The sequence below is a fragment of the Stenotrophomonas sp. STEN030 genome, from assembly GCF_056759995.1.
Map to the genome: position 1 here is coordinate 1 of NZ_JBRREB010000080.1, position 13,775 is coordinate 13,775.

General features: G+C 64.1%; 14 protein-coding genes. 11 read left to right on the forward strand and 3 right to left on the reverse strand.

Annotated elements, in window-relative coordinates; all coding sequences use genetic code 11:
* Positions 1 to 115 precede the first annotated feature (115 nt).
* The 3 genes from rpiA to ACVOLR_RS18905 all read left to right on the forward strand — a co-directional run bounded on the left by rpiA (position 116) and on the right by ACVOLR_RS18905 (position 2,384).
* Positions 116 to 763, forward strand: coding sequence for a ribose-5-phosphate isomerase RpiA (rpiA, locus tag ACVOLR_RS18895; RefSeq protein WP_481517731.1), 648 nt, complete (start codon positions 116 to 118; stop codon positions 761 to 763).
* A gap of 248 nt (positions 764 to 1,011) precedes the next feature.
* Positions 1,012 to 1,470 carry a DUF192 domain-containing protein gene (locus ACVOLR_RS18900; RefSeq protein ID WP_481537803.1) on the forward strand — a complete coding sequence of 153 codons (459 nt, stop codon included), beginning with the start codon at positions 1,012 to 1,014 and terminating at the stop codon, positions 1,468 to 1,470.
* Positions 1,471 to 1,535: 65 nt separating this feature from the next.
* On the forward strand, positions 1,536 to 2,384 hold the full coding sequence (locus ACVOLR_RS18905) for a SirB1 family protein (RefSeq protein ID WP_481537804.1): 849 nt from the start codon (positions 1,536 to 1,538) through the stop codon (positions 2,382 to 2,384).
* A gap of 232 nt (positions 2,385 to 2,616) precedes the next feature.
* On the opposite strand, the gene ACVOLR_RS18910 is transcribed toward ACVOLR_RS18905, so the two are convergent.
* The gene (locus tag ACVOLR_RS18910; RefSeq protein WP_303747299.1) at positions 2,617 to 2,808 is read right to left on the reverse strand and encodes a rubredoxin; all 192 of its coding nucleotides are present in this window, start codon (positions 2,806 to 2,808) and stop codon (positions 2,617 to 2,619) included.
* A 69-nt stretch (positions 2,809 to 2,877) separates the two neighbouring features.
* Between ACVOLR_RS18910 and thiE the strand changes: the two genes are divergently transcribed.
* Together thiE and hemL are read left to right on the forward strand one after the other, a co-directional pair.
* Positions 2,878 to 3,504, forward strand: a complete 627-nt coding sequence (gene thiE, locus ACVOLR_RS18915) for a thiamine phosphate synthase (protein ID WP_481537805.1) — start codon at positions 2,878 to 2,880, stop codon at positions 3,502 to 3,504.
* 197 nt (positions 3,505 to 3,701) lie between these two features.
* Positions 3,702 to 4,994: a glutamate-1-semialdehyde 2,1-aminomutase gene (gene hemL, locus ACVOLR_RS18920; protein WP_481537806.1), complete on the forward strand. Its 1,293-nt coding sequence runs from the start codon at positions 3,702 to 3,704 to the stop codon at positions 4,992 to 4,994.
* A 120-nt stretch (positions 4,995 to 5,114) separates the two neighbouring features.
* Here hemL and azu read toward each other — a convergent pair whose 3' ends face one another.
* On the reverse strand, positions 5,115 to 5,507 hold the full coding sequence (gene azu / locus ACVOLR_RS18925) for an azurin (RefSeq protein ID WP_481537813.1): 393 nt from the start codon (positions 5,505 to 5,507) through the stop codon (positions 5,115 to 5,117).
* Between the two features lie 197 nt (positions 5,508 to 5,704).
* Here azu and ACVOLR_RS18930 point away from each other — a divergent pair, with 197 nt between their 5' ends.
* From ACVOLR_RS18930 to ACVOLR_RS18950, 5 genes are all read left to right on the forward strand, one after another.
* Entirely contained in the window at positions 5,705 to 6,301 is a 597-nt protein-coding gene (locus ACVOLR_RS18930) for an HAD-IA family hydrolase (protein ID WP_481537807.1), read from the forward strand.
* Between the two features lie 76 nt (positions 6,302 to 6,377).
* Positions 6,378 to 7,496 carry a DJ-1/PfpI family protein gene (locus ACVOLR_RS18935; RefSeq protein ID WP_481537808.1) on the forward strand — a complete coding sequence of 373 codons (1,119 nt, stop codon included), beginning with the start codon at positions 6,378 to 6,380 and terminating at the stop codon, positions 7,494 to 7,496.
* A 3-nt stretch (positions 7,497 to 7,499) separates the two neighbouring features.
* Positions 7,500 to 8,198, forward strand: coding sequence for a response regulator transcription factor (locus tag ACVOLR_RS18940; protein WP_481537809.1), 699 nt, complete (start codon positions 7,500 to 7,502; stop codon positions 8,196 to 8,198).
* Positions 8,195 to 9,487 carry a sensor histidine kinase gene (locus ACVOLR_RS18945; protein WP_481537810.1) on the forward strand — a complete coding sequence of 431 codons (1,293 nt, stop codon included), beginning with the start codon at positions 8,195 to 8,197 and terminating at the stop codon, positions 9,485 to 9,487. Before ACVOLR_RS18940 ends, ACVOLR_RS18945 begins: the two co-directional genes overlap by 4 nt.
* Entirely contained in the window at positions 9,484 to 11,316 is a 1,833-nt protein-coding gene (locus ACVOLR_RS18950; RefSeq protein WP_481537811.1) for a serine hydrolase domain-containing protein, read from the forward strand. Before ACVOLR_RS18945 ends, ACVOLR_RS18950 begins: the two co-directional genes overlap by 4 nt.
* A gap of 131 nt (positions 11,317 to 11,447) precedes the next feature.
* On the opposite strand, the gene ACVOLR_RS18955 is transcribed toward ACVOLR_RS18950, so the two are convergent.
* Entirely contained in the window at positions 11,448 to 12,677 is a 1,230-nt protein-coding gene (locus ACVOLR_RS18955) for an acetylornithine transaminase (protein ID WP_481537814.1), read from the reverse strand.
* Between the two features lie 70 nt (positions 12,678 to 12,747).
* On the opposite strand from ACVOLR_RS18955, the gene ACVOLR_RS18960 reads away from it, so the two are divergent.
* The gene (locus ACVOLR_RS18960; protein ID WP_481537812.1) at positions 12,748 to 13,611 is read left to right on the forward strand and encodes an ion transporter; all 864 of its coding nucleotides are present in this window, start codon (positions 12,748 to 12,750) and stop codon (positions 13,609 to 13,611) included.
* Positions 13,612 to 13,775: the final 164 nt, after the last annotated feature.

The window sequence follows — 13,775 nt, forward strand, 5'->3', positions numbered from 1 at the left end:
TCTTGGCGCGCGCCGCCGCCTCTCCGCCGACACAGACGTCATGCGCCCCGCCGCCCCCCCCCCCCCCCCCCCGCTCCCACAAAAGAAACCTTTTTCCAACCTGATTGAGCCCACCATGTCTGAAGCCAAGCGCCTGGCCGCCGAAAAAGCCATCGAGTACGTGCAGAAGGGAATGATCGTCGGTGTCGGTACCGGCTCCACCGTTGCCTACTTCATCGAAGCCCTGGCCCGCATCAAGGACCAGATTGAAGGCGCGGTATCCAGCTCCGACCAGAGCACCGCCCTGCTCAAGGGCCACGGCATCGAGGTGCTGGACCTGAACCACACCGGCGGCCTGTCGCTGTATGTGGACGGCGCCGACGAGTGCGATGGCAACAAGAACCTGATCAAGGGCGGCGGTGCCGCACTGACCCGCGAGAAGATCATCGCCGAGGCCAGCAAGCAGTTCGTCTGCATCATCGACCCGAGCAAGCAGGTCAAGGTGCTGGGCAAGTTCCCGCTGCCGGTGGAAGTGATCCCGATGGCGCGCAGCCTGGTCGCCCGCGAGATCCTGGCCCTGACCGGCGGTCAGCCGGTATGGCGCGACGGCGTGACCACCGACAACGGAAATCTGATTCTTGACGTGCACAACCTGGCCATCACCGACCCGGTGAAGCTGGAGCAGCAGCTCAACCAGATTCCCGGCGTGGTCACCGTCGGCCTGTTCGCCCGCCGCCCGGCTGACGTGGTCATCATCGGCGGCGAGCCGCCGCAGGTGCTGTAAGCCAAGCCAGCAAAGCTTTGGCTTTGGCTGTTGCTTTAGCTGTTGCTTTGGCTGTTGCCTTGGCTTTGGCTTTGGCTGTTGCTTTGGCTGTTGCTGTTGCTTTGGCTTTGGCAGCTGCTCCAAGCCTTGGCTTGTTGCTCTTCCCTTCTCCCGCAAGCGGGAGAAGGTGCCCGAAGGGCGGATGAGGGGAAGCTTTTGACTTTCACCGAACCCGCCTGAAGGCTTCCCTAGGAACCAGGCCCCAACCCATGCCCAAATCCTTCCTGCGCACCATACTTGCCCTTTCCCTGCTCGCCCTGGCCGGTTGCGCCAGTGCCGACAGCAAGCATTGGGTAGAACTGGCCGGCACCCGCTACAACGTGGAACTGGCGCAGAACGACGAAACCCGCGCCCGCGGCCTGATGTTCCGCGACCAGATGGACGCCGACCACGGCATGCTGTTTGTCCACGACCGTGAGGAACCGCAGGCCTACTGGATGAAGAACACCAGGATCCCGCTCGACATCCTGTATTTCGACAGCCAGCGCCGCCTGGTCGGCCAGCAGCGCGATGTGCCGCCGTGTTCGGCCGGCGACATGTGCCCGCCCTACCCCAGCTTCAACCCGGCGCTGTACGTGCTGGAACTCAACGCAGGCCAGGCCGCCAAACTCAAGCTGGAAGACGGAGCCGAGCTGACTTTCGGTCCCGGCATCGCCACCGGCAACTGACTGATACGCACAAATTGAACAGCGGCGCCCTTGAACCGGCGCCGCTTTGCCGCCAGTCTTGGGGCATGTCTGAAACACGCATTACCCTACCGCAGTGGGAAGAACTGGCCGGCTTGCCCGATGAGGCACTGCCGCTGCTGCCGACTGCCCTGCTGATCGCCCGCGACGAATACCCGCAACTGGACCCGGCCGCCTACGACCGCGTGCTGCAGGCGCATGCCGACCACCTGCGGGTGGAAGTGGACGCCATTGGTGAATGGCCGCTCAAGGTTGCCGCCATCAACAACCACCTGTTCAACGAGGTCGGTTACAGCGGCGACAACGAGGAGTACTACGACCCGCGCAACAGCTACCTCAACGAGGTGTTCGAGCGTCGTCTTGGCAACCCGATCTCGCTGGCCTTGGTACAGATCGAAGTCTCGCGCCGGCTCGGCCTGCCGCTGGAAGGCATTTCCTTCCCCGGCCACTTCCTGGTGCGGCTGCCGGTGGAAGACGGCGTGCTGATCATGGACCCGTTCAACGGTGGTCGCCCGCTGGGTGTGGATGAACTACGCGAGCGCGCACGCAGCAACCTGGGCGGCGAAACGCCCGATGACAGTGTGCTGGCGCAGATCCTGGACCCGGCACCGCACCGCGCCATCCTGATGCGCATGCTGCGCAACCTGCATGGCGTCTATGCCGAACGCGGCGAATGGGACCGCGCCGCACGTAGCGCCGACCGCATCCTCAAGCTCGTCCCCGAGCAGGCCGATGCCGTACGCGATCGCGGCCTGGCCTATGTGCAGCTGGAGCATCTGGCCGGCGCCCGCGCCGACCTGGCGCGTTACCTGAAGATGGCACCAGAGGCCGCCGATGCCCTCAGCATCCGCGAACGTCTGGTTGAACTGGGTGGCGAAAAGCCGAGGCTGCATTAAGCCCGGCGTAGCACCGGCCTTGCCTTGCTTTTGTGGGAGCGGCGTAAGCCGCGAAACTACTGCAGCTCCCGAAGCCGGCAGAGAACCTGATCCAACCAAAGACATGCACCGGGATTCCATGCAGGAAGCCGCTTTCGCCGAAAGACCGCGTTGATCAATGGCTACGGATGCACCATCGGCTTCGCGGCTTACGCCGCTCCCACAAACAACAGCACAAGCCGCGCGCTGCGGCTCAATCCAGCTCAACCATCTCGAAGTCATCCTTGGTCACGCCGCAGTCCGGGCAGGTCCAGGTGTCAGGCACATCTTCCCAGCGGGTGCCCGGGGCAATGCCTTCTTCCGGCAAGCCGTCGGCCTCGCTGTAGATGAAGCCACAGACGACACACATCCAGTTGCGCAGGGTGGAGGCCGTAGCGTCGGACATCGGGGATAATCACCGGACAAAGAAGCGGCGTTGATTGTCACATTCCCCACGCCGTACCGGTAGCCATACATGACCCAGCTCGCCGACGCCCGTGGCGTCTACCTGATCACTCCCGACGAAACCGACAGCGCGCGCCTGCTTGAGCGGGTCCGCCCTCTGCTGGCCGGCACCACCTGGCTGCAATACCGCAACAAGGCGGTCGGTGCGCCCACCCGTCTGGCCCAGGCCACTGCCCTGCAGGCGCTATGCGCCGAAGCCGGCGTACCGCTGATCATCAATGATGATGCCGCGCTGGCCCTGCAGGTCGGCGCCGCCGGCGTGCATCTGGGTGAGGATGACGGCGACATCGCCGCCGCCCGCGCCCTGCTCGGCCCGCAGGCCATCATTGGTGCTTCCTGCTATGACGAGTTGGCCCTTGCCCAGCGCGCGGTAGCAGCGGGCGCCAGCTATGTGGCGTTTGGCGCCTTCTATCCGACCCGTAGCAAAGTCACCACTCGCCGTGCCAACCCGGAGCTGCTGCGACAAAGCGCCGCATTGGGCGTGCCACGGGTAGCGATCGGCGGTTTGACCCCGGACAATAGTCGGCCTGTGGTGGAAGCTGGCGCGGATCTGATCGCGGTGATCAGCGGCGTGTTCAGCGAGGCCGATCCGGTGGCTGCGTTGGAGGCTTATCGGGGCTGTTTTAGCGCGGTCTGACTCTCACAGCCGTCACTATCTCTGCCATTCCCTTCTCCCGTCTGCGGGAGAAGGTGCCCCGAAAGGGGCGGATGAGGGGCTTTTGACGTTTGCTCGCTAGAAGCCTCCCCTCACCCCAACCCCTCTCCCGCAAGCGGGAGAGGGGCTAACGCCAAGCTCAGCTCTTCGTTGTTGTTGATACCTCAAAGGACTCACGCATGAACCACGCCCAATCCCACGCCCTGTTCACGCGCGCACAAACGCTGCTGCCCGGTGGCGTCAACTCACCGGTGCGTGCGTTCAAGTCGGTCGGTGGCGAACCCTTCTTCGTGCAGCGCGCCGATGGCGCCTACCTGCATGATGTGGATGGCAACGCCTATATCGACTACGTCGGCTCCTGGGGCCCGATGATCGTCGGCCACAACCACCCGGCCGTTCGCGAGGCCGTGCAGCAGGCCATCGGCAATGGACTGTCGTTCGGTGCGCCATGCGCGGCCGAAGTGACCATGGCCGAGACCATCACCCAGCTGGTGCCGTCGTGCGAGATGGTGCGCATGGTCAACTCCGGTACCGAGGCGACGCTGTCGGCAATCCGTCTGGCGCGCGGCGCCACCGGCCGCAACAAGATCGTCAAGTTTGAAGGTTGCTACCACGGCCACGGCGACTCCTTCCTGGTCAAGGCCGGCAGCGGCATGCTGACCCTCGGCGTGCCGACCTCGCCCGGCGTACCGGCCGGGCTGAGCGAACTCACCCTGACCCTGCCCTACAACGACTTCGAAGCCGCAACCGCCTTGTTCGAACAGCAGGGCGCCGACATCGCCGGCCTGATCATCGAACCGGTGGTTGGCAACGCCAACTGCATCCCGCCGCGTGAGGGCTACCTGCAGCACCTGCGCGCGCTGTGCACGCAGTACGGCACGCTGCTGATCTTCGACGAAGTGATGACTGGTTTCCGCGTTGCCCTGGGTGGCGCGCAGGCGCATTACGGCATCACCCCGGACCTGAGCACCTTCGGCAAGATCATCGGCGGCGGCATGCCGGTGGGCGCCTATGGCGGCCGCCGCGAGCTGATGTCGCAGATCGCTCCGGCCGGCCCGATCTACCAGGCCGGCACGCTGAGCGGCAATCCGGTGGCCATGGCCGCCGGCCTGGCGATGCTGCAGCTGGTGCAGGCGCCGGGCTTCCATGAGCGCCTGACGGCGGCAACCAACAAACTCTGCGATGGTCTGGAGGCGGCAGCGCGCGATGCCGGCGTGGCGGTCACCACCACCCGCGTCGGCGGCATGTTCGGCCTGTTCTTCACCAGCGAGAAGGTGGAGACCTATGCGCAGGCCATCGCCTGCGACATCAACGCCTTCAACCGGTTCTTCCACGCCATGCTCGAGCGCGGCGTGTTCCTGGCCCCGTCAGCCTACGAGGCCGGCTTTCTGTCCAGCGCGCATGACGACGCGGTGATCGAGGCCACGCTGGTTGCAGCGCGCGAGGCGTTCAAGGTAGTTGCTGCGGGTTGATCAGTCCACAGCGACAATGATCGAAATAGAGCCCCTCTCCCGCCCGCGGGAGAGGGGTTGGGGTGAGGGCAGCTGTTGCTCTAAAGCTTCTCGAACCCAAGATTCGAACAGCTCATCAGCTCACCCAAAAACCAGCTTGCCCTTCATCATTCCCCAATGCCCAGGGAACGAGCAGAAGAAGGTGTAATCGCCACCACGCGTCAACTTGCTGGTCGCAAAGCGCACCTGCGTGGTCTGTCCGCCGCCGATCACCGGCGTGAACGCGATCACCCGCGCATCATTCTTCGGCAGATAGCTGTCAGCCAGCGTCGAACGCATGCCCGCGGTGGCCACCTGCTGGAAGTCCGGCGTACGCGTCAGCACCCAGTTATGCCCCATCGCGGTAGCCGGCATCCTGCCGGTGTGCTTCAAGGTCAGGTCCACCTGGGTGCAATCGGCGGCCACGCGGATCTGCGGCAGCGAAAACTGCATCCGATCATTGCTTTCGATCGTGACCGCACAGGAGCGCGCCATCGCAGGCGCAGCAGGCAACAGGCCAACAAGGGCCAACAACAGCAGGCTGGAACGCTTCACGGTGAACTCCAAACAATGACAACTACGGTGTCCTGATTCTAGGCAAACCCCAAAGATTTCACCTGTGACGCGATGTCGCAGGCTGCGCGCAGCTGCCATGCCAGCGATACTGAAGCCCCGTTCCCGCCTTGCCACCCATGCAACGACCCCACGCCCTGCTGCTGGATTTCGACGGCCTGCTAGCCGATTACGATCACCGTATCCATCTGCGCCAGCTTGCCGATGCTGCAGGTTGCACGCCTGAGCAGGTGGATGCGGCGTTGCGCACAGACGGGCTTGAGTTCGCCCATGCCCGCGGCGAACTGGATGGTGAGCAGTTGTTGCAGGCATTGAATCAACGCCTGGGCAGCACGTTGGGCGCGGCCCACTGGCATGCTGCACGGCTCGCTGCCAGCAAGCTGCGCAGCGATTGCATGGCGGTGCTGGAGCGCGTCCATGCGGATGTGCAGGTTGCGGTGCTGACCAATAATGGCTTACTGACGCGGCCGGTGATCGAGCAGTTGCTAGCTGGCCGTCGTGTGCTGTGCAGCGCAGCGTTAGGAGTACGCAAGCCGGACCCTGCGGCGTATCTGGCAGCCTGCGCGGCGCTTGGCTGTGTGCCTGAGCGTAGCCTGTTCGTCGATCACCTGTTCCGCAACGTACAGGGCGCGCGCGAAGCCGGGCTGCATGCCGATACCGCGTTTCACGCGCAGTCGCTGCGACGCCTGCTCAAACGCCATCATCTACTGCCCTGACCTAGCTTCTCGACGCGATTGAAATTCATTTGATATCCGTTGGCGACACTGGCCTCCCAAGCCACTGGAGCCACCGATGAATCTGCCCTCGCGACTATTGCTGTCCCTCCTGCTGCTCGCACCGGCATTGCCACAGCCTGCATCGGCCGCAACCGACAAGGTGCTGATCGTAGTCAGCGGCGAAGGCAAGGATGCCGGCAAGCAGCGCCCGGGCTACGAGTTCGATGAGCTGTCGCAGGCCTGGTTGGTATTCAAGACCAACGGCCTGCAGGTGGAGGTCGCCAGCCCCAAGGGCGGCGCGGTGGAGGCCGACAAGTACAACCCGGACGAGCCCTTCAACGCTGCATTGTTGGCCGACGCACAGGCGATGCAGCAACTTGCCGCCACCAAGGCCACCACGGCGGTGAATGCCTCCGACTACGCCGCCGTGTATGTGGTCGGCGGCAAGGGCGCGATGTTCGATCTGCCCCGCGACCAGGCATTGCAGCAGCTGTTGGGCAAGGTCTGGGACAACGGCGGCATCGTCGCCGCGGTCTGCCACGGTCCGGCCGCCTTGGCCGAGGTACGACTGGCCGATGGCAGCCTGCTCGTTGCGGGTCGCCAACTCACCGGCTTCAGCAATGAGGAGGAGGCGGTATTCGGCAAGAAGTGGGCATCGCAATTTCCGTGGCTGCTCGAAGACGCGCTGCGCCAGCGCGGCGCGCAGTGGCAGGAAGCACCGTTGATGATGCCGAAGCTGGTGGTGGATGGGCGCTTGATCACCGGCCAGAACCCCTACTCCACCACCGCCGTGGCAGAAGCCATTGTGCACGCAACCGGCCGCACACCGGTCGCCCGCACACCATGGCGCGATGAAACCAGCATGGCCCTGGTGGAACGCCTGTTGAGCGGCGACGCGCAAGGCGCACGTGCTGCACTGGCGGCCGATACCTCGCGCCATCACGTTGAGCTGATCGGCATCCTCGGCTATTACCAGGCACAAGCCGCAGCCAACGATGCCGCCTTGGAGCAGGCCTTGCAGGTCATGGAATTGGCGCTGCCACACATGCACGAAGCCCGCCTGAAACTTGCTGCTGCCGAAGCTCACCTCAAACTCAAGCGACCGGCACAGGCTCGCGCCCTGGTACTCCAGGCACTGGCAAGCAATCCGAAGCTGGAACAGGCTCAAGCCCTCCTGCAACAGATCGACGGTTGAACCATGTCCCTGCCTGCCCTGCGCATTCTGGTGATCGAGGACAACCGCCTGCTGCGCGACAACCTGCAGGCGCTGTTGTCCGCACATGGATTCCAGCCCAGCTTCGCCGCCGATGGCCGCAGCGGCCTGCAGATGGCGCTGGCCGAACCACCGGACGTGCTGGTGCTGGATCTGGGCCTGCCAGGCCTTGACGGGCTGCAGGTCTGCCAGCGCCTGCGCGCCGAGTCCGACCGGCATGTCCCGACCCTGATGCTGACCGCACGCGATGCACTGGACGACCGCCTGCTCGGCTTCCGCAGCGGCGCCGATGACTACCTCGTCAAGCCTTTCGCTGGCGAGGAACTGGTGGCCCGCTGCCTGGCCTTGTCGCAACGCCATCGCGCCGGCCAGCAGCACGTGTTGTGCATAGGCAGCCTGCGGATCGATCGCCGTAGCCGCGACGTGCAACGCCATGGCCAGCACATCGAGCTGCACCAGACCAGCTTCGACATCCTGCTGGCGCTGGCCGAAGCATGGCCGCGTACGCTGACCCGCAGCGATCTGGTGCAGCGCCTCTGGGGCGATACGCCACCTGACTCGGACCCATTGCGCACGCATCTCTATCTGTTGCGGCAAATGCTGGACAAGCCTTTTGCCACACCGATGCTGAAGACCGTGCATGGCGTCGGCTTCCGCCTTGAGTCCGATGAGGACATATCGTGACGAATCCATCCTCGGTGCCACGCAAGCGCCTGCGCAACCGGCTGATGCTGGCCTTCGCCGCTTTCACGCTGGTGGTCGCCACACTGTTTGGGCTGTACGTGGCGGTATTCGCCTATGCGGTTGAAGACATGTTCTTCAATGGATTGCTGGAGCGCGAAGCCAGCGAACAGCTGCAGCATCATGCGCAGACCGGTGCGTGGAAAACGCCGCGCGAATCATGGATGCAGGTGATCGAATCCGCGACGCAGCTGCCCGACAGCATCGCCAGCACCCTTGCGCACGAGCCGCGTCGGCGAGAATTCCCGGGCAGCGACGGTCGCCACTACCATCTGCTGCGGCTGCAGGCTGATGATGCCGCCGCGCCTGCCTGGTTGCTCGCCGAAGTAAGCCAATTGCTGGTGGTGCGGCCACAGCGCGCGGCTTTGTTGCAGTTGCTGGCCTGGTCTGGCGTGGCGGTGATCGCGCTGGCCCTGCTGCTCGGCGCATGGCTGGCACGTCGCACTACCGCACCGCTGTCTCGGCTTGCCCAGCTCGTCGACAACGCCGGCCCCGATCACTTGCCTGCAGTGCATGCGCAGCGTTTTGCCGATGACGAAGTCGGCGTGCTGGCGCGTGGACTGGAGGCATTGATCACCCGCATCCGTGCCTTTGTCATCCGCGAGCGCGAGTTCACCCGCGATGCCAGCCACGAATTGCGCACACCGTTGGCGGTCATACGTGGAACCACCGAGCGTCTGGCCCGTGATCCGTCGCTGTCGCCAGCGGCACAGCAGGGGCTGTCACACATCCGCCAGTCCACGCTGCAACTGGAACAAACGGTCAGCATGCTGCTGTCGCTCGCACGCGAACAGGCGCTGCCTGCCACCGGCGAGCCGAATAGATTGCTGCCAGTGATCGAGCGCGTGATTGTCGAGCAATCACCGCTGTTGGACGACAAGCAGATCGAGCTGGACATCGACGTCGCGTTTACCGCAAGCAGCACCCTGCCGCTGGCAGTACTGCAGGTATTGCTCGCCAACCTGATTGGCAACGCCTTCGCCCATACAACCGCCGGCACGATACGCATCGCCGTTGAGGGCGAACAGCTGCGCATCACCAACCCCGGTGATGGCATCAGCGACCAGGCATTGGATGCCTTCAGCAAGGGAGCGAACAGTGCTGGCTTCGGACTGGGTTTGGCGATCGTGCAGCGGCTTTGCGAGCAGCACGGCATTGCCTTGGGCATCCGCCACGATGACGGGCTGACGACGGTCGCCTTCCCGCTCATGCCAGCGCGAGCCACGCCATGAAGACCCTTCTGCAGATTCTTCTGCTGTGCGTATCCGTCTTGGCTACGCCTTTTGCCGCAGCCGATGACAGCAGCCAACTGCAAGCTGCCATGCAGCGCATCATCGAAGAAGAAGGGCTGCAAGGTGTGGTCTGGACTACCGTCAGCGCAGATGGCCGCGCAGCCAACGGTGCTGCAGGCGTACGTGATGCGGCCACCCTTTCACCCATGCAGGCCTCCACGCGCGTGCACGTTGGCTCGGTCACCAAGGCCGTGCTTGCCCTTGGTGTGCTGCGCATGATCAGCCAAGGTCGCCTTTCATTGGAGACACCGGTGACACAGGTGGTTCCGGCAATCGGCTTTGATAATCCCTGGGAATCCACGCACCCGGTACGTGTGCACCATCTGCTTGCGCATACAGCTGGCCTGGAGAACCTAAAACTCGGCCAGTTCTTCAGTCTCAAGGCTACCGCTGACGTGCCCTTGGCGATCGCATCTGGTACGGATCGCGCGCCGCTACGCGTCCTCAGCCAGCCTGGCAGCCGCTTCAGCTACTCCAACCTCGGCTACACCGTGCTGGGGCAGGTGATCGAGGCCGTCAGCGGCGAACGCTACGAAACCTGGATGGACCGGGAAGTGCTGACCGTGCTGGGCATGCGAGAAAGCACGTTCACCTATACCGCGCAGACCGGATCGCACGCAGACCCGCATCTTGCGATGGGCCACTTTGAACAGGCGCGCCCTGCACCGGCCGTTCCCACTTTTCTACGCCCCGCCGCGCAACTGACCACTACCGCCGGTGACATGGCGCTGTTTGCCAGCTTCCTGCTTGGCGACGGCAGCAATGCGGGGCAGCCTTTCATCGCAACGGAGCTGATGAAGGCGCTGACTGCACCGGCTGGAACCGAGGCCGTGCGCGCTGGCCTGCCACTCGGTCATGGACTGGTGCTGGTCGGACGCGACCGGCACGGCCAGGTGGGCGACTGCCATCCCGGCAACACCGTCGGCTACTGGGCGATGCTGTGCATATTTCCGCAGCAGCGCAGCGCTTTCTTCGTCGCCACCAACACCGACAACGAGGACGCCGAGAACGAAAGACTCAACCAGCGGCTTGTCGAAGCACTGGCACTGCCGCCCATTGCTTCAGTGCAGGCCGCATCGCCGATCACAACCTCGATGTCAGCGTGGGACGGCTTCTACATCCGTTCACCCCAAGCAATGCCTGCAATTGCGCCATTGCAGGCGCTGACCGATTTCGTTCGCGTGGATACTGTAGGGGACAAGCTCCGCCTGCGCTCTCCATCCAGAGATGCACAGCTGCTGCAGCCGCAGGGCAATCGGCTGTTCCGAGCGGACGGCCGGGTTCTAGCCTCGCATGTGCTGTTGATTGGCGAAGACGGTGAACGCGTTCTGAGCGACGGAGTGCGCAACCATATGCGGGTTCCTGCCTGGCGCATCATCGTGCCAGGGCTGCTGCTATCCGTCGCCATCGTCGGCGTTGTCATCATGATGTTGGCCGGTGTTGTGTTGGCGATCCGCGGAAAGCTGCGTTGGCAGCATCCGGTTCTCCTGCCCTTCCTGGCCGGTACGGCCTTGCTGTTGCCAGCAGCCTTGTTCTATCGGCAGTCCCTGCTGGAACTGGGTGACAGGACTGTAGCGAGCCTGTCGATGGCCGGCGTGAGCTTGCTGCTGCCGTTGGCGCTGGTGACAGGAACGGCAGTGGGGCTGCATGGATGGCGACGCGCCGACCGCAATACGCGCCTGCTGACAGCATGCCTGCTGACGACACTACCCGGTGTTGGACTGCTGGTTGCATGGCAGTTGCTGCCATTGCGGCTGTGGCTGCTGTAAATGCCAGCGTCCTGACCCTTGCGCTGGCCGATACCGCAGACAAGCGATGCCCCCGAGTGACCGCTACACGCGGTGCACGTCGAGGGCATCAAGTTTCCGTAGCACTGTACTCGCCAGTGCTATCGCTTGCTTCAGCTGCGTGAGGCCATATAAGCGGCAATCGCCTCGCGCACGCGCTTCAGACCTTCCGCCACTTCTTCATCGGTGATGTTCAGCGCCGGCACGAAGCGCAGCACGCTGGTGCCGGCCTGCAGGATCAACACCTGCTTCTCGGCTGCCAGATCCAGCAGAACACCAATGTCAGCAACGTAGTCGGGCTTGAGCACCGCGCCCAGCATCAGGCCCATGCCACGCACCTGCTCGAACACGCCGAACTCTTCGCCAATGGCTTCCAGACCGGCTTTCAGTGCGGCCGACTGGCGCAGCACATTGGCCTTGATCTCGTCGGACGACAGCTTGCGCAGTGCCACGCGTGCAACCGCCGCCGCCAGCGGATTGCCGCCGAAGGTGCTGCCATGCGCGCCAACGCTCATCACGTCAGCAACCTTGGGGCCGGCCAGCATCGCGCCGATCGGGAAACCGCCGCCCAACGCCTTGGCGAGAGTGACGATGTCCGGGGTCACGCCCCAGTTCCAGTGCGCGAACAGCTCACCGGTACGGCCCATGCCGACCTGGATTTCATCCAGCACCATCAGCGCGTCGTGCTGATCGCACAGCTCGCGGGCGCGGCGCATGAACTCGGCGCTGGCCGGCATTACCCCACCCTCGCCCTGCACCGGCTCGAACATCACCGCGGCAACATCGCCACCAGCCATCGCTTCCTCAAGCTGGGCGACGTCGTTGAAGTCGACATAACGGAAGCCACCGGGCAGCGGCTCGTAGCCTTCCTGGTACTTCGGCTGGGCGGTAGCGGTCACCGTGGCCAGGGTGCGGCCATGGAAGCTGCCACGGAAGGTCACGATGAAACGCTTCTCCGGGCCACGGCCCTGAGCGCTGGCCCACTTGCGCACCAGTTTGATCGCCACTTCATTGGCTTCGGCGCCGGAATTGCACAGGAACACGCGCTTGGCGAAACGCGATGCCTCCACCAGCTCCTGCGCCAGGTGCAGCGGCGGTTCGCTGTAGAACATATTGCTGGTATGCCAGAGCTTGTCGGCCTGCTCGAACAGCGCTGCCTTCAGGTCCGGGTTGTTGTGGCCCAGGCTGCATACCGCGATGCCGGCGGCCAGGTCGATGAACTCACGGCCCTGCGTATCCCACAGTCGCGCGCCCTGACCTCGCTCCAGCACCAGCTGGCGCGGGCGGTAGACCGGCAGGTAGTAATTGGACAGGGACAACAGCGGCTCGACGACAGCGGTCATGGCGTTCCAGATCAGTGGGTGTGAACGGTCCATTGTCCTCCATTCCGTGGGCCTGCGGCACAATGGGCACATGCGACTGTTCTCTGCCCCCCAACTGAACCCGGCCAGCGACAGCGGTTGGCGCCGCCGCTGGTTCGACATCATCCACCGCACCGACACCCCGCCCTCGCGCCGGTTCGACCTGCTGCTGGTCTGGGCCATCATGGTCAGCGTGCTGGTGGTGATGTTCGACAGCGTGCAGCGCATCCACGTGGCCTGGGCCACCGGTTTCTACATCGTCGAATGGGGTTTCACCCTGCTGTTCACCGCCGAGTACGTGCTGCGCCTGCTGGTGGTGCGGCGGCCGCTGCGCTATGCGTTCAGCATCTGGGGGATCATCGATCTGCTGGCGATCCTGCCTTCCTATATTTCCTTCTTCATCCCCGGCACCCAAAGCTTGCTGGTGGTGCGCGTACTGCGTCTGCTGCGGGTATTCCGCATCCTCAAGCTGACCCGCTATATCGAGGAAAGCGGCGTGCTGATGGCGGCGCTATGGCGCAGCCGTCGCAAGATCCTGTTGTTCCTGTCGATGGTGGTGACCATCGCCATCATCGCCGGCGCCTTGATGTACGTGATCGAAGGCCCGCAGTACGGCTTCAGCAACATCCCGACCAGCATGTACTGGGCGGTGGTGACCATGGCCACGGTGGGCTTTGGCGACATCGTGCCGCACACCACCCTGGGTCGTTTCATCACCTCGGCGCTGATCCTGATCGGCTACAGCATCCTGGCTGTGCCGACCGGCATCTACACCGCCGAGCTGGCCGGCAACATGCTGCGCGAAAGCCGCCACGACAACCGCGGCTGCCCGGTCTGCGGGCATGAGGGGCACGAGTACAAGGCGCAATACTGCAATCGCTGCGGGCATGTGTTGCCGGAGCACATCGAGCATTGAGCCGTGTTGCAGAGTTTTGTAGGAGCGGCGTAAGCCGCGAAGCCGCTGCTGCGTAGTGGGGGGGGCGGGCAGGCGAAGAGGGGAAAAAAAGATAAACACGATAGAGCGAAGGAAGCAGAGAAGAGAGGGGGGGGGGGGAGGGAGGCAGAGGACGAGACGACCTG

Bases quoted from the DNA above. Each gene is read 5' to 3' on its own strand.
- rpiA (WP_481517731.1), top strand. From the start codon at position 116: ATGTCTGAAGCCAAGCGCCTGGCCGCCGAAAAAGCCATCGAGTACGTG.
- ACVOLR_RS18900 (WP_481537803.1), top strand. From the start codon at position 1,012: ATGCCCAAATCCTTCCTGCGCACCATACTTGCCCTTTCCCTGCTCGCC.
- ACVOLR_RS18905 (WP_481537804.1), top strand. From the start codon at position 1,536: ATGTCTGAAACACGCATTACCCTACCGCAGTGGGAAGAACTGGCCGGC.
- ACVOLR_RS18910 (WP_303747299.1), bottom strand. From the start codon at position 2,808: ATGTCCGACGCTACGGCCTCCACCCTGCGCAACTGGATGTGTGTCGTC.
- thiE (WP_481537805.1), top strand. From the start codon at position 2,878: ATGACCCAGCTCGCCGACGCCCGTGGCGTCTACCTGATCACTCCCGAC.
- hemL (WP_481537806.1), top strand. From the start codon at position 3,702: ATGAACCACGCCCAATCCCACGCCCTGTTCACGCGCGCACAAACGCTG.
- azu (WP_481537813.1), bottom strand. From the start codon at position 5,507: ATGGCGCGCTCCTGTGCGGTCACGATCGAAAGCAATGATCGGATGCAG.
- ACVOLR_RS18930 (WP_481537807.1), top strand. From the start codon at position 5,705: ATGCAACGACCCCACGCCCTGCTGCTGGATTTCGACGGCCTGCTAGCC.
- ACVOLR_RS18935 (WP_481537808.1), top strand. From the start codon at position 6,378: ATGAATCTGCCCTCGCGACTATTGCTGTCCCTCCTGCTGCTCGCACCG.
- ACVOLR_RS18940 (WP_481537809.1), top strand. From the start codon at position 7,500: ATGTCCCTGCCTGCCCTGCGCATTCTGGTGATCGAGGACAACCGCCTG.
- ACVOLR_RS18950 (WP_481537811.1), top strand. From the start codon at position 9,484: ATGAAGACCCTTCTGCAGATTCTTCTGCTGTGCGTATCCGTCTTGGCT.
- ACVOLR_RS18955 (WP_481537814.1), bottom strand. From the start codon at position 12,677: ATGACCGCTGTCGTCGAGCCGCTGTTGTCCCTGTCCAATTACTACCTG.
- ACVOLR_RS18960 (WP_481537812.1), top strand. From the start codon at position 12,748: ATGCGACTGTTCTCTGCCCCCCAACTGAACCCGGCCAGCGACAGCGGT.